The sequence below is a fragment of the Niameybacter sp. genome (genome assembly GCF_036655075.1).
GTDB lineage: Bacteria > Bacillota > Clostridia > Lachnospirales > Cellulosilyticaceae > Holtiella.
In genome coordinates, this window is sequence record NZ_JAVVQU010000053.1 from 1 (window position 1) to 16927 (window position 16927).

Sequence of the window (16927 nt, forward strand, 5' to 3'; positions counted from 1 at the left end):
AGCATAGAGGGGTTTAGGTATCTCAACAGCATAAAGATATAGAACTAAATACTTTGAATAACTGATAGAGGGCATTTAAAATGCTCTCTATTTTTATACTATAAAATCAAGATTATGATATAATTAAGGTAAAAATGACGATACTTTGACTAGAATGAAAGACACAGGAGAAAATATAAATTAATCTTTTGATGTACATGATTGAAATCTGGCGTGAGATGTTAAATATAATGGCAAGGATAGGTGGAATGTGCCGATTACTTTTAAAGAGAAGATTACCAAGTATGAACTATTTGGTGAGAAGCTATTAGATTTTGAGTATGTACTTATAGACCATTGCAAATATGGAAGATATGGAGAAGTCATAAGCGGTCGAGTAGCGTATTATAGTAAAGATATATTTGATAATCAAGTGAAAAATATGCAAATTGATACAGATTACTGTACACTTGCTTTAACTGACAATGGTAAGGGGCTGAATCTACTGATATGAATGTTTGTTATTGGACGTAAAAACTGGTTGTTTTCAAACACACAGAATGGAGCCACTTCATCTTCTATTATCTACAGCATCATTCAGACTGCTATAGCCAATGAACTTAAGCCTATGCATTATTTAGAGCACGTCTTTAAACAGATTCAGCTAAACAAAGATTTACAAATATCTGATATACTGCCATGGTCGGCAAGTATTCCTGAAACGTGTAAAAAAATCAATACGCCACAAAGCTAGTACTATTATACTAACAGAGGTGTATTTTTTATAGGCGCTCCTGAGTTGACGCTTACGGATAAAAAAATTTAGATAAGACTTTAAAGTAAGAGAAAGATGGTGTATTTTGAGTAGATTACTAATCATTGAAGATGATCAAGCGTTGTCTAATGGGATTACCTTAGCGTTACAAAATACTAATATAAAAATTGCACAGTGTTATGATATAAGGACAGCACAAGCAAAATTATTAGAAGAACAATATGATTTGATTATTCTTGATGTGAATCTTCCTGATGGCAATGGCCTTGATTTGTTAAAGGAGATTAAAGATAAAACGGATATAGCCGTAATTATATTGACTGCAAATGATATGGAAACAGACATTGTGGCAGGACTTGAAATGGGGGCAGATGATTATATGACCAAACCCTTTAGCCTGGCAGTGCTTCGTGCCCGTGTCAATACACAACTTAGAAGAAACAATACTGTCAAACCCTATTATTTTAGGCAAGATGGGTTGAACTTTGATTTTGAGCAAATGGAATATCTTAAAAATAAAAAGGTTATTGAGTTAAGCAAGACAGAGCAGAAGCTTCTAAAAATACTTGTTGAAAATAAGGGAATCACCTTACCACGTAGTGTTTTGGTTGATAGAATATGGACAAGTGGTGCAGAATATGTAGATGAGAATGCATTATCTGTTACGATTAAAAGATTGCGTGATAAGTTGGAAGATATACCTTCTACGCCACGCTATATCAAGACAGTATATGGCATAGGTTACACGTGGGTGGGATAGATATGGGATTATTTAAAGCAAACAAGACTATGAAACGGTTAAACCAAATGATAGATAATGCTATAGAAGGTAGGCCTATAGAAAATGGCTTTGATGAGACAAAAATGTCAGCTCTTGAAACCAAGCTTTCGCATTATCTTGCTGCCAACAGTGCAACTAAAAAGCAACTAGAGGAGGAGCGGTCTAAAATTAATGAATTAATTTCTGATATCTCCCATCAAACAAAGACACCGATTGCTAATATTTTGTTATATACTCAGTTACTTTCAGAAAGTGAATTATCACAGCAAGATCAACTCTGTATTCAGGCACTCATGACACAGGCAGAAAAATTAAATTTTTTAGTAGCATCACTTGTGAAAACATCTAGACTAGAGTCGGGCATTATTACGGTGACACCTATAAAGTCTAGTATAAGCGCGCTTGTGAAGCATGCAATATCACAAGTAGAGGCAAAGGCAAAAGCTAAAAATATTAAGCTTTTGGTAAAAGAAACAGATAGTCAAGCTTTCTTTGACATGAAGTGGACGGCAGAAGCAGTGTATAATCTTATAGATAATGCTGTTAAATATACCCCAGAAGGGGGATGTATTGAGGTCGAGGTTATAGTGTATCAACTTTTTTGTCGTATTGATATAAAGGATACAGGAATAGGGATAAGTGAAGAAGAAATGCCAAAAATCTTCGCAAGGTTTTACAGGTCACAAGAAGTAAGTCATGAGGAAGGTGTTGGTATAGGTCTCTATCTTGCAAGAGAAATTATTTCAAAGCAAGGTGGCTATATCAAGGTTCAGTCCAAACTAGGGGAAGGTTCAATTTTTTCTATATTTTTATCAAGGGAGAGATGAAATCTTTCAAGAGTGTAAGATTTGATTGGCTTGTGGAAAGATTATGGAAAGATTTATTAGATATAATCTGTATTTGTAGACATACAATACAGATTTTTTTTGGAGGTAATGCAAATGATTATTCTTGAAACAAAAAAATTAGAGAAAATATATGGTAGTGGCGAAGCATCAGTGCATGCATTAGATGGTGTAGATATACAAGTAGAAAAAGGTGAGTTTGTAGCTATTGTAGGGACTTCAGGGAGTGGTAAATCTACATTGCTACATATGCTTGGAGGACTAGATAGACCTACAAGGGGAGAGGTTATTGTAGATGGGAGAGCAATTTTTGAGTTGAAAGATGAAGCACTTACAATCTTTAGACGACGTAAAATTGGTTTTGTTTTTCAAAACTATAATCTCGTACAAACATTAAATATTTATGAGAATATTATTTTGCCTATAGGCCTGGATGGAAATACCCCAGAGAAAGCTTATGTGGACAATATTATTCAAACACTAGGAATAAAAGAAAAACTTCAAAACATGCCCAATCAGTTATCAGGTGGGCAGCAGCAGCGTGTGGCAATCGCAAGAGCATTGGCATCAAAACCAGCTATTATCCTTGCAGATGAGCCAACGGGAAACTTAGACAGTAAAACAAGCCAAGATGTCTTAAGTCTTCTAAAGATCACAAGTCAGAAGTTTAACCAAACGATAGTGATGATTACTCATAATGAAGAAATTGCTCAACTCGCAGACCGAATTATCCATATTGAGGATGGGAAGATTGCAGGTGGTGATGGCAATGCTTAAGGTTAACAATAAGAAGACTATTAATAACTTGGTTAAAAGTAGTCTAAAAACCTATAAGATGCGCAGTGTGTTTACCCTTATTACCATTGTTTTATCCGTTAGTTTGATTGCAGGGCTTACCTTTATGTCTTCGGCAATCCAACAAAGTAAGCTGAAGGAACTGGCAATAAGGCAACATGTTATTTATCATGAAGTCAATCAAGAGCAGATGATGAATCTAGAGCATGAACCACAGATTGCCTATAGCAAAGTGATTAAAAAGGGACAGAGTTTTGAAAAAGATGATTATATTCTTATTCCGTCTTATATCGAGCAAAATAACGCACCTATGATTGCACTTGATATTCTAGAGGGGTACTATCCACAGCAAGCAAACGAAGTTTTAGTTTACGACCAAATGCTCATAAAAATGGGATTAGAACCGAGAGCTGGAGAAAGTCTTTCTATTACTTATCTTGATGGTACAGTAGAGGAGTATGTGGTATCAGGATTATTGGAAGCAGAAGCTACCAATGTGTTTTCTCTATATTTTTCTAAAGAGTACGCGATGAATGGAAGCCAGCTTAAGCATATTCCGTTTGACCTTACAGCTCAAATTGTTGACGCACAAAACATGGAGAAGGAGGCATTTTTATCAGTCATCAGAAATATAGGTGCTGAATATGGTATAGAACGTAAAAATATTAATGAAAATGATGCCTTTGTGAGAATGCTTGCTTATAGTTTTACAGAAGGGGCTAGTATTGTCTTAGCGACAGTTGTTATTTTGATGGTCAGTGTATTGGTTATTTATAGTATTTTTTACATCTCTATTTCTGAAAGAACGAGGCAGATTGGTCAACTTAGAACTATAGGCATGACTAAAAAGCAAATCAAGAAAATGGTAAGAAAAGAAGGGAGTATATTATCTCTTATAGGAAGTACTATAGGTATAGCCATTGGTGCACTTTTTGCATTTAGTATCAAGCCAGAAGGCTTTGCATGGAGTAATTTTATAAGTTACACCCTATTTATCCTCATTGCAAACTACATAACAGTACAAATATCTATTGCTAAGTCTGCAAAGCTTGCAGCAAGTATTTCACCTATTGAAGCCACCCGAATAAGTGGCTATGAGGTACAAGTAGAGGCTAAGAAGACCAAATGTATACAACGCAAATTATCGCCTCTTTCTCTAAGTATGATTGCCGCAAGGGGGAATCGTAAAAAGTCAATGATGACGATGATCTCGCTAGGTTTGGCAGGAATAGTCTTTATGTGTGCCGGTAGTTTTATAAGTGCCATTGATGAAGAAAAATTTTCCCGTCAAGGATGGTTTGGTCTTGGAGAATATATTATTCAAATTGCTTCGAATGCAGCAAAGGTCAATACACATGGAGAGATGGGGGTTAAAGTCAATAATCCATTGAATAATTCGCTAGTGTCAACGATTCAAGCCATAGAGGGAGTAGAAGAAGTTATAGAAATGCAGACTTTATCTGTAAGCTATAGCTATGGTGAGTATATGGAGAAAGATGTAGTAGCGCCTTTTTCTGAGAGTGATGTACCCTTACTGAGTGCCTACTTACAAACAGGCAGTGTAGACTATGAGCGTATGGTTCAAAATAAAGAATTGATTATTGTTCATAATGAAATGGTAAAAGAAATTTTTGGCTGGGAGTTTAAACTAGGGGATACGGTGACATTACAGTGGTTTGATGGAGAGAAAGAGAGAGCGGATACCTTTACAATTGGAGCTATATTAGAACCAACGAATAAGTTATATCACAACCCAGAGATGTTTAAGCTAGCGTATAATGCAGGGTGGTTTATGATTCCCCAAGATTTATTGCAGCAAATGATGATGCCAGAGTTTAATTTGAATACGAGAATGATTATTTCTTGTGAGGATGGCTGGGATGTTGAAGACAGTATTGAACTTAAAATAGTAGAGTTGACGAAGGATAATCCACTTCTTACCCTATCCACGCTTAAAAATACTATGGAGCATCATAAACAACAATTCAACATGACGTATACCACTTTTATGGGTGCTGCTCTATTTGTTATAGCCTTTAGTATCATCAACCTTCTTAATACGCTAATATCTAACACAATGGCAAGGAAAAGAGAGTTTGCCTGTATTGGGGCATTGGGTGCAACAAATAAGCAAATAAAAACCATGATTTGGGGTGAGGCGCTGTATTTTGCACTCATCAATATTGGAGTAACGTTGACTTTAGGAACAATGAGCGGCTATGGGGTAGTTAAGTTTGCAAACTGGAATGGTATAACCTATTTGGATTATCAATTTCCATGGCATTATCTTATAGGATACAGTTTATTTGTATTAGTTGTTACAATAGTACTTTCTAGCAGTATAGCAAAAATTATGGGTAAGAAATCCTTAGTTGAGAGACTTAGAGAAGCAGACTAAAATAAAATTCATACTAAAATAAAATGCGTATTAAAAATATTTAAATGGATATAAATAGTTTTTAGTAGGAATACAATAGAGATCAGCTTAGAAAAATAGTATCTTTTAGAGTAGTAATGAAGAATCATACCCTAAGTAAGTGCTAGAATTATAGAGAAAATAAACATGCAATAAAAGACGCGCCTTCTTGTTAGAAGATGCGTCTTTTATTCATTTCAAAGATTAACTTAAAAGTGTGGCTCAATAGCCTGTTTCCAGATAAGGAACGAATACTAGGAGAAAGTAAACATTAAGCTTGGCTAGCATAGATTTCTTGTTCAACTTGGATGAAGACATCAGCAATGACGCCGTAAGCTTGTCCCCAAGCGTCGATGACTTCATCAGTAGCAGCATCTCCAAGTACATCTTTGATAGCGAGAAGAAGATTTTCTCCTACTATTGGATAATGTTCAGGCAGAATACCAAGTTCTACGTGACGTTTACCGATCTTCTTAACGGCTGGAAGAAGCATGCCTAAGTTATCGATATTTTGAGCGGCAGCGAGTACAGTCATAGCAAGAGCAGTTGGTTGCTCTCCAGAAGCTTGTTTGTCCATATTGAAGAAACCTTGAACTTCAGGGTTGTTGGCAAACATAATTTTGTAGAAGTGTGTTGTAATTTCTACACCATGTGCTTTAAGTGCAGGAACAGTGCTTTTTATAATTTCAATTGTTTTTTGATCTAACATGATAAGTCCTCCAAGGGTTGTTTAATTGTTTTAATTTTAAATAAAAAATAATAATAAAGATAAAGATAAGTGCCTATAATAAATAGTTTTAGGATTCCATCTAATATAAATAAAGGAAATAATAACATAGTTGATGCAAAGCTTAGAAGAAAAACTTTTTTACCTATTGAGAGTCGATGGTTCTCCATAAAGTCTTTGGCATGTTTTTTATATAAGTTGGTTGATACAAGCCACATATGAAAGTATTTGGAGCTTCGACTGTACAAGTAGCAACTCAGCATAATGAGTGGGGTTGTTGGAAGAATAGGTAAAAAAACGCCTAAAATGCCAAGAACTAGAGATAAGCTACCTAGTAAAATATAAATAGATTTCTTGATACAATGCATGTTTTACTCCTTATATTAAATGTGTATTTAAAATGTACATTTAATATAACATGAACAAAATAAAAGTGCAAGTAAAATGAACATTTATTTTGTGTAAACCTTTAACAATGCCTTAAGACCTGTTAAAATAAGCTAATAGAACAAATAGAATCATGAAAACAAAAATAGGATAAAAAGTAAAAAGTAAAGAGGAATGAACAATGCAATTATCAAAATTTACAGACTACACATTTCGTGTGCTTATCTATATGGCAACATACCAAGACGAGCTTTATACAGTTGAAAAATTGGCAACTAAACTAGAGGTATCTGAGCATCACCTCAAGAAAGTCATTCATAAGTTAGCCAAAACGGATTATCTTGTTTCTATTAAAGGTAGGACTGGTGGTCTAAAACTAGGCCTTCGACCAGAAGAGATTAACCTGGGAGAAGTACTTCGCATTACAGAAGATAATCTTTGTATAGTTGAGTGTATTAAAAATGAGATGAATTGTAATTTTATGACGAAGGAATGCAGATTAAAAGGAATTATCCAAGAATCACTGGAGCAATTCATAGAAGTATTTAGTAGGTACACATTACAAGATATTTTATAAATTAGGACTCAAAGACAAGAAAATAGACCACTTAAAAGAAGATTGCAGATAGGATCTATCTACTTTTAAGAAGGACTAAGAAATTCTTTGTAATAGAAGAATTTCTTAGTCCTGTTGCATTCTAGAGGGAAATATTTAAGCCTCTGTAGAAGGTTCTTCCCCGCGGATTTCAGCTGCTGTACGAATTTTATAGTTTTTAAATATTTTATAGCCGAGTAAACCACTAAATATACTAACAATAATACAACCTGTAGCAGCAATGAGAACTTGCATAGGTGGGTTGTAGGCGAACATTACAGCAAAACCAGCAATAGGTGTTGCTGTACCAGGGGTCATATTGGTAAGACCCATAACAGCGACAATAACACCACTTAGTGCACCACCAATAAAGTTGGTAACATATACAGGAATAGGATTAGCACTAATTAAATCGGCTTGTGTTAAAGGTTCAATTGCTACTGAAATAGTATCTTTTTTGCTTCCAAATTTCATCTTTTTGAAGAATACAAAGTTCATAAAAGATGAACCAAATACTGCTAGGGCACCGATAGCCATAGGAACACCTGTAAGACCAAGCATAGCTGTTAAGGCCATAGAACTTAGCGGCGCAGTGGCTACAACAGTCATAATACCACCTAAGATAATGCCCATAAGAATAGGACTAGAATTAGTAGATGAGAGAAGTACTTGCCCAATGTTTAATAAGGTTGCATCTACAAGAGGTGTCATAAGGGATGCAATTAAACGAGTAAGAGGAGCAGCAATAAGAATAATCACAATAAGGTCTAGACCAGCAGGGATTTTTTTCTCAAGGAATTTAATAACATAAGAGATTAAGTATCCGGCAATAAAACCAGGTAATATACCAAAGCCAGAACAAGTTAATCCAACGAGTACAGCATATACAGGAGAAACACCTAGAGCTAAAGGTACAAGTATAGCAGCAGCTACACCACCTAAGCTACCATTGGCAGCCCCTACACTTTGTAAGAAGTTAATATTTAATACTTCACCAAAGAAAGCGCTATGAAAAGCTTCAACCAAGAAACTGGCACAGGCAGCACTAGCCAGAGCACCCATTGCTTTCATACCATTTGGTGCTTTGTAGCTGAATAAGGTAAAGAGTCCGAGTACAAGAAGTAGAAGAAGAGTTCCTGTTAGAATTTGCATATTTAAGCCTCCACAGTGTTGTTAGTATTTCAAAATACTTTATTTTTTAGTTTGATGCCATAAGACTTCCTTTTATAATGTTTTTCGAAGAAAGATATTGTGACTTATTTATAAAATGATTATATAACTTGAAAGATGGTTTGTATAGTTTTTTGGGTAAATACTAAAATCTACCTTGTATAATTATGTAAATATTACAAAATAAAAAAAATAAAGATTAAATAAATGCATAATTTGAATAAAAACTAGATTTTTAGGCTTCTGCATACCAAGTAGCATAAATGAAGTAGGTGCAATTCTTGCATTGAATTATACACTAGACCATCCAACAAGAGTCAAGTCGTTCGTGCTGATAGGCGGGCAGTATGAAATGCCTAAGTTATTGCTTAAAGTTCAAAACGTTATTTTTAGAGTGCTACCAAAGGGTGTATTTCAAAAAATGGGGTTTAGCAAGAATGATTTTATTCAATTGACAAACTCTATGATGGACATAAATTTTAGCAAAGATTTAAAAAAGGTTGCTTGTGATACGCTAGTTATTTGTGGAGAAAAGGACAAAGCAAATAAAAAGGCAGCAATAAGTTTAGGAAAATGTATAGCACAAGCAGAGCTTCAAATGGTGAAGGATGCGGGACACGAAGTAAATGTGGAGGCACCTAAGCAACTGGCAGAAATACTTGAAATCTTTTATTTGAAATAGCTTATGTACAGTTTGATTTATCTTAAAAAGAATGTACAATATAAACAACTTGAATAATACTAGGAATAGAGGTACAAGAAGTATCCCATTTCGCAGTATTGTAGTAAACAGGGTTTAACAGAGTTAGATACAGGAGGTAAGGAAGCGCTAATGAATGGTCAAATCATTGATAAGATTCAAGAAGAAATAGAGAAAAAATACCATGGCAAGGTCCTACATATATTAAATGGGAGTTGCATGTTAGAGGAATTTAAAGCAAGCGGAAACATCAAAGAACATTGGACATACATTCCTTTCAACGAGGCTATGTGTTGGGGAGAGGCAGATGAGGTTATATTTGGAGAAGAATTTATTAAGAAAAGAGCTAGGTCTTTAAAGTCAACGGAACAAGAGTATAGCCAGATCGTTCTTGAGCCACTTAAACCATTAGCTGAAGAAACTTTTGATCTTATTGTTATGTGGTTTGGCGAGGATATGTTTTGTCAAATCAATGTGGTAACCCTAATGGGATTTTTAGAGCAAATAAATTATACAGGAGATTTGTTGCTTCATAGGGTCTGTGAAGGGGTAGATGAAAGATTGCCAGAGGTTTATGAAGTGGAGCTAGGGGGCAGCTTAGTAAAGTACCAAGATATTATATGTAAGCATCAAATGCCATCACAAGAACTTTTGCCTGTAACGTATGAAATGGTTAAACTTTATTTGAATTATAGAGACAAGAACAGTGAAATTAGTCAGTATATCATTAACAATAGTGAGAAGGGAAGGCGAGAGCTTGTGAAGACGCTTTTAAATACGTTTTCACAGTATGGGCTAGGCGACTTACAATACGAAATGATAATAGAAGAGCTATTAGCAAATGCATATTAATTTTTAAGGTATTTAAGAAGGAAAGGTAGACAACAATTGTCTAGGAACATTAATGATAAGAAAAATTGTAAAAGATAATGAAAGATTAATGAAAAAAGCAGTAGAGGCAACTAAAGAGGATTTATATGTTATTGAAGATATGGTGGATACAGCGAAGGCAAATGAGGAGATTTGTGTTGGCTTAGCTGCTAATCAGATTGGTGAGACTGCTCGTATTATTGTAGTTAAAATGGGAGAGTATTTTATTCCATTGGTGAATCCTAAGATTGTTAAACATAGTCAAGCAACCTATGAGGTGGAAGAAGCCTGTCTGTCTCATGAGGGGACAAGAAAAACAACAAGGTATGCTTCTATTGAGGTAGAGTACCGTGACAAAAACTTTAGAAAGAAAAAGCAGAATTTCACTGGATTTGTTGCACAAGTCATTCAACATGAAATGGATCACTGTGAAGGCATTTTAATTTAGACTAGAAGCAGCATAGGAGGTGCTATATGCCCAAAATAACAATCAATCAAATGAGCTACTATTATGCAGATTTCTATAATCCAGTTTATGAAAATGTCACACTCACTCTTAGAACAGAGTGGAAGATTGGACTGATTGGAAGAAATGGGCGTGGTAAGACCACGTTGTTAAAGCTCCTACAAGGGGAGCTTGAGCCTACGGCAGGTAAGATAAGTGCGCCAATAGATATGGAATACTTTCCATATACAAGTGACTGTACTTACTCGCGTACAATGGATAGAATTAAAGAGCATGTGGGGCATCTTAAATCAATAGAAGATACTATGGAGAAGATTATCCTAGAAAATGATGAAGTACGTTTTGATGAATATGCCCAGCTGCAGGATCAGTATCTTGAATTAGAAGGATATGAGATGGAAAGTAAGATTTTAAAAGAAATGGATGAAATGGGACTAGACTCAGCATTGCTAGAAAGGGATTTTGAGACACTTTCAGGTGGAGAGAAAACTAGAATTATGCTACTTACCCTCTTTTTGAGAAAGAAGCAGTTTCTTTTATTAGATGAACCTACTAATCATCTAGATGAAGCAGGGAAAGATGCAGTGGCGCAATATCTTCAAAAGAAAAAGGGCTTTATTATTGTCTCTCATGATCGTGAATTTTTAGACCATGTTATAGACCATGTGCTAGCTATTAATAAAAAAGATATTACTATAGAATATGGGAACTACTCTAGTTGGAAAGATAATAAGGAGAAACAAGAGCAATATGAGTTTAGAACGAGAGAAAGACTAGAAGAGGAAATTGCACAGCTTGAGCGAAGTGCCAAGGTGAGTAGAACCTGGGCAGATTGGGGAAATACGCAAAAGTATCAATTTGCTTCTAATGGGAGAGCCAATGGTGTTCAAACTTACATGAAGCAAGCTAAGCGATCTGAAGCAAGAGCACAAGAAAACATTGAGCAGAAAAAAGCACTTCTTCAAAACTATGAAGAAGCAAAGGCACTGACTATTTATCAAGAGAAACCAGAGGAAGCAAGATGTCTAGTGAAGGTAGAAAATCTGAGTTTTAGGTATCCAGATGCTTGTAAGGATGTCATTCACAACTTGAATTTAGGGGTGCACACAGGCAATCGTATTTGGATTAGAGGAACAAATGGAGTAGGTAAGAGCACATTATTGCGTTTATTAAGTGGGGTAGTACCTAGTGACCAAGTTGCTTATGCATCAGACATCAAAATTGCAGTAGTCACCCAAGAGCCTTCATGGCAAAAAGGATATGTGACAGACTACTTTGAGGACTACCAAGGAAATATTTCTTATAAGAACTTCCTAGACCTTTGTGAGGTCTTTGAATTGCCAGAGAATTTCTTGGACAGACCACTTGAGACTTATAGTAGTGGTGAACTCAAGAAAGTCAATATTGCAAGAGCACTTTCAGAAGAAAATCAACTTATTATTTTAGATGAACCCCTTAATTATATGGATACTTATTTCAGTGAGCAACTAGAAAAAGCAATCCTTGAATATCAGCCAACGCTTGTTTTTGTGGAACATGATAGATGGTTTGGAAAGAAAATTGGAACGCAAATCATCAATTTATAGAAGGATAATATATGAGGAGCGGCCTTAAGACTATCTTGAGGCTGCTTCTTATTATATAAAAAAGTTATAATCATATCATTTTAAATAAGTATTATTTCTAATCATATTTTCTGGACTATAATGTATTATGTTAAGTCACAAAGAAAATGAACTTAGGAGATAATGAATGAGTACAACAATGAGTGAACGTGAAAAGCGTACCCAAATGATGGAGTTTGGAGAAGTTTAAAAGACGCTAATTATTTTAGGAATACCTTCTGTTATTGCGATGCTGATATCAGCTATATATAACTTTGTAGATACAATGTTTATTGGAATGCTCAATGATAACCTAGCAATGAGTGCAGTATCTATTGCATCTCCGTTATTTATGATTATTACTGCTGTTGGATAAATGATAGGAATAGGGGGAGCGTCTTATGCTTCTAGAATGTTAGGAATAGAAGTATGCTTGAAAAGATACAATAGATTAGGTATAATGAAGACAAATATAACAGAGGAGTTGATAAAGTGAAGAACTTTACTTGCTAATTTTTATAGAGGCAACGACAAATAAACAAAATGATTTTTTATCCTATCTTGAGATAGGTTTGTTTGTGTTGCCTTAGCAAGGAAGTTATTTCACTTTAATCAACTTATTTTAGAAAATTGATTCTATAAATGTAGCCACTCATAGTGAGGGAACTACCTATTTTTGTGCATCAATCTAAAAAAGTCTTAAGGAATAACTTCCTTAGGACTTTTTTTACTTAAGGAGAGATGCATATGTCTATTATTAATGTCAACCAGTTAACGTTTAGCTATGATTCACATCATGAAAATATATTTGAGAATACTTCATTTACCATTGATACAGATTGGAAATTAGGGTTTATCGGTCGTAATGGGCGGGGTAAGACTACATTTTTGAACCTGCTTTTAGGTAAGTATGAATATAAGGGAAGTATCATAAGCTCTGTAACTTTTGACTATTTTCCTTTTCAACTAGAAGGAGAGAGCATAACCCTTGATGTGATTCGGAATGTGATTGCACCGTATAGTGAGTGGGAAAATGAAATGAAACATTGTATAGAAGTAGGTACTGAAGAAAGTTTGGAGCGTTATGGTGCACTTTTAGACTTATATTTACAATACGATGGCTATATTATTAATGATTTGATTGAAAAAGAGATTGGCAAATTAAATGTAGCCCAAGATGTACTAGTAAGACCTTTTACTACATTAAGCAATGGTGAACGTACAAAAATTATGTTAGCAGCCTTGTTCTTAAAGAAGAACAACTTTCTACTTATTGATGAACCGACCAATCATTTGGATATTGAAGGAAGGCAAGTCGTAGCAGACTATTTAAAAACTAAAAATGGATTTATACTTGTGTCCCACGATAGAATCTTTTTAGGCCAAATCATTGACCATGTACTTTCTATTAATAGAAATAATATAGAAGTTGTAAAAGGAAATTATGAGACATGGAAATTTAATAGAGATAGGCAAGACCAATATGAGTTAGGTGAAAATGAAAAGCTTCAAAAAGAAATTGGTAGGTTAGAAACAGCAAGTAGAAAAACCAAGGGCTGGAGTACAGAGATAGAAAAATCTAAGATGGGAAGCCATGCTGGAGACAGAGGGTATATTGGACATAAGTCAGCCAAAATGATGAAACGTGCTAAGGTAATAGAAAAAAGACAAGACCGATTGATTGATGAAAAGCAACATCTACTTAAAAATGTAGAGCAAGTAGATAGTCTGAAACTACACGCAGTGGACTATGTGAAAAATGTACTGATTGATATAAGAGATTTAAGTATTCAGTATGGAGAGAAACAAGTTTGTCAAAATGTCAGCTTTAGAGTGGAGAATGGGCAACGTGTAGCACTTCGAGGCAGTAATGGATGTGGTAAGTCTAGTATTATTAAGCTATTAATGGGTATTGAAATGAGCTATACAGGAAAAGTCATTAAGGGAAGTGAACTAAAAGTTTCGTATGTGCCTCAAGATACAAGCTTTCTAAAGGGAGATATGAAAACCTTTGTAAGAGACCAAGGGATTGATGAAAGTCTATTTAAGGCAACCCTTAGAAAGCTTGACTTTACAAGAAATGCTTTTGACAAAGACTTGTCGGAGTTAAGTGGGGGGCAAAAGAAGAAAGTCTTAATAGCAAAAAGCTTATCTGAAGAGGCCCACATCTATATATGGGATGAACCCCTTAACTTTATTGATATTTTATCTAGAAATCAGATTGAAGAACTTATTTTAAAATATGAACCCACTATGATTTTTGTAGAGCATGACCGACTATTTAATGAGCGTATTGCTACAGAGGTTATAGAATTATAAGGATGATTAAATAATAATTATTATTTTTTAACTTAAATATGATATAGTATAGGTTGAAGTTAGTGTATTGAAAGGATAAACAATAAATATGAATAAGTTAATGAAAGTAATCAGTTTAGCAGCTACTATCGTTGTGGCGGGCATGTCATTTGTAGGATGTAGCAAAGGTTCAGAGTCTATTACCTTCTTCAATTACGGAGAAAACATAGATCGTGAAACATTGGACCAATTTGAAAAAGAATATGGAATCAAAGTTAAGATAGGAACATTTGATGATATGGACACGATGTATTTGAAAATGTCAGATAGTAGTGTGAAATATGATGTGATCTTAGTTTCAGATGCATTGATGCCAAAGATGATTAATGAAGGGCTTTTGCAAGAACTGAACAAGTCCAATATACCTAATATTGCTCAGATGGATGAGGAGTATTTAAACTTAGAGATGGACCCTGAAAACAAATATTCTGTACCTTATATGTTTGGAACAATAGGGATTATTTATGATAAGAATGTGGTAACAGAAGAAGTAGACAGTTGGGATATTATGTGGAATGAAAAGTACAAAGACAAAGTCTTCATGTTTGATACCTATAGAGATACAATGGGAGCAGCCTTGAAGAAACTAGGCTATTCTATAAACTCAGAAGATCCAAAAGAGCTTGAAGAAGCTCAAAAAATCTTAATTGAGCAAAGAAAATTGGTAGACCCTCAATATGGTGTGGATAATGGCACATCTATGATTGCAACAGGAGAGACTGCGCTTAATATGATTTGGTCTGGAGAAGGGCTTAATCTTCAAGATGAACACCCAAATCTAGTCTATACTATTCCTAAAGAAGGGGTAAACTTCTGGATGGATAGTCTGTGTATCCCTAAAAATGCAAAGAATGTAGAAGGTGCTGAGAAGTTTATTAACTTTGTGAGCGGCAAAGAAAGTGCATTAAGAATAGCAGATGAAATAGGTTACACAACACCAAACAAAGAAGCACGATTAGAACAACCAGAGCATGTGAGGAATAATCCTAATGCTTATATGCCAAAAGAGGTTATGGCATTAAGTGAATTATATAGACCACTATCACTAGATGTGAAACGTATGTATGACCGTCTATGGACAGAAGTTAAAGTAAGTCACTAACCTGATAAAGAGAGTTGCTAGCCTAGAACATACCCCTGCAAAGGGTGTTCTAGGCTTTTTATTTTGCTGAAAGTAAAGTAAGGCGCTAGGGGAACAAGATAATGGACATACTATGCTATAATAAGAAAGACTTAAAGCATATATTTTGGAGGACTTATAAAATGGATAATAATGATATATTAATTAGATTAAGATACGCACTGGATATAAAAGATACAGATATGGTAGAAATATTCAAGCTCGGTGGCATTCAAGTGACAGGAGAACAAGTTAAAAAGCTTCTTCTGAAATCTAGAGATATGTACGATGTAGTTGTGCTGAATAAAAATGTAGAAGAGAATACACCCTGTGATAACTACACATTAGAGTCTTTTCTAAATGGACTGATTATCTTTAAAAGGGGCAAGCAAGAACCAAAACCAGGCCAATCTGAATCCCCTGCACACCTTATGACAAATGATAAAAGTGTCAACAACATCCTACTTAAAAAATTAAAGATAGCACTCTCGCTTACAAGTGAAGAGATGTTAGAAATCTTAGCAGAAGCAGGTGTTGTTATTTCAAAAAGTGAATTAAGTGCTGTATTTAGAAAAGAAGGGCATAAAAATTACAAGCCATGTGGGGACAGATATGCAAGAAACTTCTTAAAAGGGTTAGCGATCAGAAATAGAGGACTTAACAAAATAGAAGAGTAAGTAAAAATTAACTGCTCCAAGGGAGTCTGTAGTATTTACTGACCAATAACCATAGAGAGCTTAGGCTCTCTATTTTTGTAGGGTTAATAAAAGATTATGCTATAATCAATGTACATATTAGAAGGCTTAGAGAAAAGATAGAAGAAGACCCTTCAAATCCTATTTATATTAAGACTCTATGGGGGATAGGTTATAAAATGGAGGGTTTTTAAATGGAAATTATCTTAATAAGTATAATAGGAATTCTGGGGATAGTACTGTGGGTACAGCACCATCAAAAAGTGGAAATGACTAAGAATATCAAATATATTGCACAAAAGTTAGAAGAGATTATGGCAAATGATTCGTTAGAAAGAATCAAAGTATTGACAGAAAGTACTGAGATTAAAGGTTTAGTAAGCGTCATTAATGAGGGCTTAGACTATAATCATAAAAACAAGATGAAATACAATAGAACAAAGCAATCTATGAAAAAGATGCTTTCTAACATTTCTCATGACTTGAAAACACCTTTAACTGTTATTTTAGGCTATACAGAAATGCTACAGGCAACAACGAAGGAAAAGGATAGGGTAGATAAAATTTATTTTAAAGCAACAGAGGTTCTAGAGCTGATTAACAAATTCTTTGACTTGGCTAAGCTTGAAATTGAAGAGTATCGC

General features: G+C 34.7%; 19 protein-coding genes and 1 pseudogene. 17 read left to right on the top strand and 3 right to left on the bottom strand.

Annotation, left to right across the window (positions count from 1 at the left end; all coding sequences use genetic code 11):
* The first annotated feature begins 250 nt into the window (after nt 1–250).
* The 6 genes from RRY75_RS12200 (at nt 251) to RRY75_RS12225 (ending at nt 5573) form a co-directional block, all read left to right on the top strand.
* Complete coding sequence (locus tag RRY75_RS12200; protein WP_332716971.1) at nt 251–493, top strand: hypothetical protein; 243 nt, start codon at nt 251–253, stop codon at nt 491–493.
* Nucleotides 494–520: 27 nt separating this feature from the next.
* Nucleotides 521–733, top strand: coding sequence for a transposase domain-containing protein (locus RRY75_RS12205; protein ID WP_442935443.1), 213 nt, complete (start codon nt 521–523; stop codon nt 731–733).
* A gap of 106 nt (nt 734–839) precedes the next feature.
* Nucleotides 840–1514 carry a response regulator transcription factor gene (locus RRY75_RS12210; RefSeq protein ID WP_332494210.1) on the top strand — a complete coding sequence of 225 codons (675 nt, stop codon included), beginning with the start codon at nt 840–842 and terminating at the stop codon, nt 1512–1514.
* Between the two features lie 2 nt (nt 1515–1516).
* Nucleotides 1517–2362, top strand: a complete 846-nt coding sequence (locus tag RRY75_RS12215) for a sensor histidine kinase (protein WP_332494211.1) — start codon at nt 1517–1519, stop codon at nt 2360–2362.
* A gap of 114 nt (nt 2363–2476) precedes the next feature.
* On the top strand, nt 2477–3157 hold the full coding sequence (locus RRY75_RS12220) for an ABC transporter ATP-binding protein (protein ID WP_332494213.1): 681 nt from the start codon (nt 2477–2479) through the stop codon (nt 3155–3157).
* Complete coding sequence (locus tag RRY75_RS12225) at nt 3150–5573, top strand: ABC transporter permease (RefSeq protein ID WP_332527693.1); 2424 nt, start codon at nt 3150–3152, stop codon at nt 5571–5573. The genes RRY75_RS12220 and RRY75_RS12225 overlap by 8 nt, the downstream gene beginning before the upstream one ends.
* A gap of 289 nt (nt 5574–5862) precedes the next feature.
* Here the strand turns inward: RRY75_RS12225 and RRY75_RS12230 are convergent, their stop codons facing one another.
* Nucleotides 5863–6300 carry a globin domain-containing protein gene (locus RRY75_RS12230; protein ID WP_332494216.1) on the bottom strand — a complete coding sequence of 146 codons (438 nt, stop codon included), beginning with the start codon at nt 6298–6300 and terminating at the stop codon, nt 5863–5865.
* Nucleotides 6294–6686: a YbaN family protein gene (locus RRY75_RS14305; RefSeq protein ID WP_442935417.1), complete on the bottom strand. Its 393-nt coding sequence runs from the start codon at nt 6684–6686 to the stop codon at nt 6294–6296. The genes RRY75_RS12230 and RRY75_RS14305 overlap by 7 nt, the downstream gene beginning before the upstream one ends.
* A 200-nt stretch (nt 6687–6886) precedes the next feature.
* Here RRY75_RS14305 and RRY75_RS12235 point away from each other — a divergent pair, with 200 nt between their 5' ends.
* The gene (locus tag RRY75_RS12235; RefSeq protein ID WP_332494217.1) at nt 6887–7282 is read left to right on the top strand and encodes an RrF2 family transcriptional regulator; all 396 of its coding nucleotides are present in this window, start codon (nt 6887–6889) and stop codon (nt 7280–7282) included.
* A gap of 135 nt (nt 7283–7417) precedes the next feature.
* Here the strand turns inward: RRY75_RS12235 and RRY75_RS12240 are convergent, their stop codons facing one another.
* Nucleotides 7418–8452 carry a PTS sugar transporter subunit IIC gene (locus tag RRY75_RS12240; protein ID WP_332494218.1) on the bottom strand — a complete coding sequence of 345 codons (1035 nt, stop codon included), beginning with the start codon at nt 8450–8452 and terminating at the stop codon, nt 7418–7420.
* Between the two features lie 370 nt (nt 8453–8822).
* Between RRY75_RS12240 and RRY75_RS12245 the strand changes: the two genes are divergently transcribed.
* The 10 genes and pseudogenes from RRY75_RS12245 to RRY75_RS12285 all read left to right on the top strand — a co-directional run.
* The gene (locus RRY75_RS12245) at nt 8823–9152 is read left to right on the top strand and encodes an alpha/beta fold hydrolase (protein ID WP_332716977.1); all 330 of its coding nucleotides are present in this window, start codon (nt 8823–8825) and stop codon (nt 9150–9152) included.
* Between the two features lie 150 nt (nt 9153–9302).
* Nucleotides 9303–10022, top strand: coding sequence for a hypothetical protein (locus RRY75_RS12250; protein ID WP_332494222.1), 720 nt, complete (start codon nt 9303–9305; stop codon nt 10020–10022).
* A gap of 52 nt (nt 10023–10074) precedes the next feature.
* Nucleotides 10075–10488, top strand: a complete 414-nt coding sequence (locus RRY75_RS12255; RefSeq protein ID WP_332527690.1) for a peptide deformylase — start codon at nt 10075–10077, stop codon at nt 10486–10488.
* Between the two features lie 26 nt (nt 10489–10514).
* Complete coding sequence (abc-f, locus tag RRY75_RS12260) at nt 10515–12092, top strand: ribosomal protection-like ABC-F family protein (protein ID WP_332493743.1); 1578 nt, start codon at nt 10515–10517, stop codon at nt 12090–12092.
* Between the two features lie 262 nt (nt 12093–12354).
* Nucleotides 12355–12486 carry a hypothetical protein gene (locus tag RRY75_RS14310; protein ID WP_332528314.1) on the top strand — a complete coding sequence of 44 codons (132 nt, stop codon included), beginning with the start codon at nt 12355–12357 and terminating at the stop codon, nt 12484–12486.
* Between the two features lie 371 nt (nt 12487–12857).
* Nucleotides 12858–14429 carry a ribosomal protection-like ABC-F family protein gene (gene abc-f, locus RRY75_RS12265; RefSeq protein ID WP_332493745.1) on the top strand — a complete coding sequence of 524 codons (1572 nt, stop codon included), beginning with the start codon at nt 12858–12860 and terminating at the stop codon, nt 14427–14429.
* Between the two features lie 88 nt (nt 14430–14517).
* Nucleotides 14518–15570 carry an ABC transporter substrate-binding protein gene (locus RRY75_RS12270; protein ID WP_332493747.1) on the top strand — a complete coding sequence of 351 codons (1053 nt, stop codon included), beginning with the start codon at nt 14518–14520 and terminating at the stop codon, nt 15568–15570.
* 161 nt (nt 15571–15731) lie between these two features.
* Nucleotides 15732–16265 carry a DUF1456 family protein gene (locus RRY75_RS12275; protein WP_332493749.1) on the top strand — a complete coding sequence of 178 codons (534 nt, stop codon included), beginning with the start codon at nt 15732–15734 and terminating at the stop codon, nt 16263–16265.
* 104 nt (nt 16266–16369) lie between these two features.
* Nucleotides 16370–16477: pseudogene (locus RRY75_RS12280) on the top strand (winged helix-turn-helix domain-containing protein); the annotation flags it as partial.
* The coding region (locus RRY75_RS12285; RefSeq protein WP_332716983.1) for a sensor histidine kinase at nt 16478–16927 on the top strand (450 nt) is incomplete at its 3' end.

Excerpts from the sequence above, each read along its gene's own strand:
- RRY75_RS12230 (WP_332494216.1), bottom strand. The coding sequence starts at position 6,300 with ATGTTAGATCAAAAAACAATTGAAATTATAAAAAGCACTGTTCCTGCA.
- RRY75_RS12270 (WP_332493747.1), top strand. The coding sequence starts at position 14,518 with ATGAATAAGTTAATGAAAGTAATCAGTTTAGCAGCTACTATCGTTGTG.
- RRY75_RS12250 (WP_332494222.1), top strand. The coding sequence starts at position 9,303 with ATGAATGGTCAAATCATTGATAAGATTCAAGAAGAAATAGAGAAAAAA.
- abc-f (WP_332493743.1), top strand. The coding sequence starts at position 10,515 with ATGCCCAAAATAACAATCAATCAAATGAGCTACTATTATGCAGATTTC.
- RRY75_RS12225 (WP_332527693.1), top strand. The coding sequence starts at position 3,150 with ATGCTTAAGGTTAACAATAAGAAGACTATTAATAACTTGGTTAAAAGT.
- RRY75_RS12275 (WP_332493749.1), top strand. The coding sequence starts at position 15,732 with ATGGATAATAATGATATATTAATTAGATTAAGATACGCACTGGATATA.
- RRY75_RS12220 (WP_332494213.1), top strand. The coding sequence starts at position 2,477 with ATGATTATTCTTGAAACAAAAAAATTAGAGAAAATATATGGTAGTGGC.
- RRY75_RS12240 (WP_332494218.1), bottom strand. The coding sequence starts at position 8,452 with ATGCAAATTCTAACAGGAACTCTTCTTCTACTTCTTGTACTCGGACTC.
- RRY75_RS12255 (WP_332527690.1), top strand. The coding sequence starts at position 10,075 with ATGATAAGAAAAATTGTAAAAGATAATGAAAGATTAATGAAAAAAGCA.
- RRY75_RS12235 (WP_332494217.1), top strand. The coding sequence starts at position 6,887 with ATGCAATTATCAAAATTTACAGACTACACATTTCGTGTGCTTATCTAT.
- RRY75_RS12215 (WP_332494211.1), top strand. The coding sequence starts at position 1,517 with ATGGGATTATTTAAAGCAAACAAGACTATGAAACGGTTAAACCAAATG.
- abc-f (WP_332493745.1), top strand. The coding sequence starts at position 12,858 with ATGTCTATTATTAATGTCAACCAGTTAACGTTTAGCTATGATTCACAT.
- RRY75_RS12245 (WP_332716977.1), top strand. The coding sequence starts at position 8,823 with ATGCCTAAGTTATTGCTTAAAGTTCAAAACGTTATTTTTAGAGTGCTA.
- RRY75_RS14305 (WP_442935417.1), bottom strand. The coding sequence starts at position 6,686 with ATGCATTGTATCAAGAAATCTATTTATATTTTACTAGGTAGCTTATCT.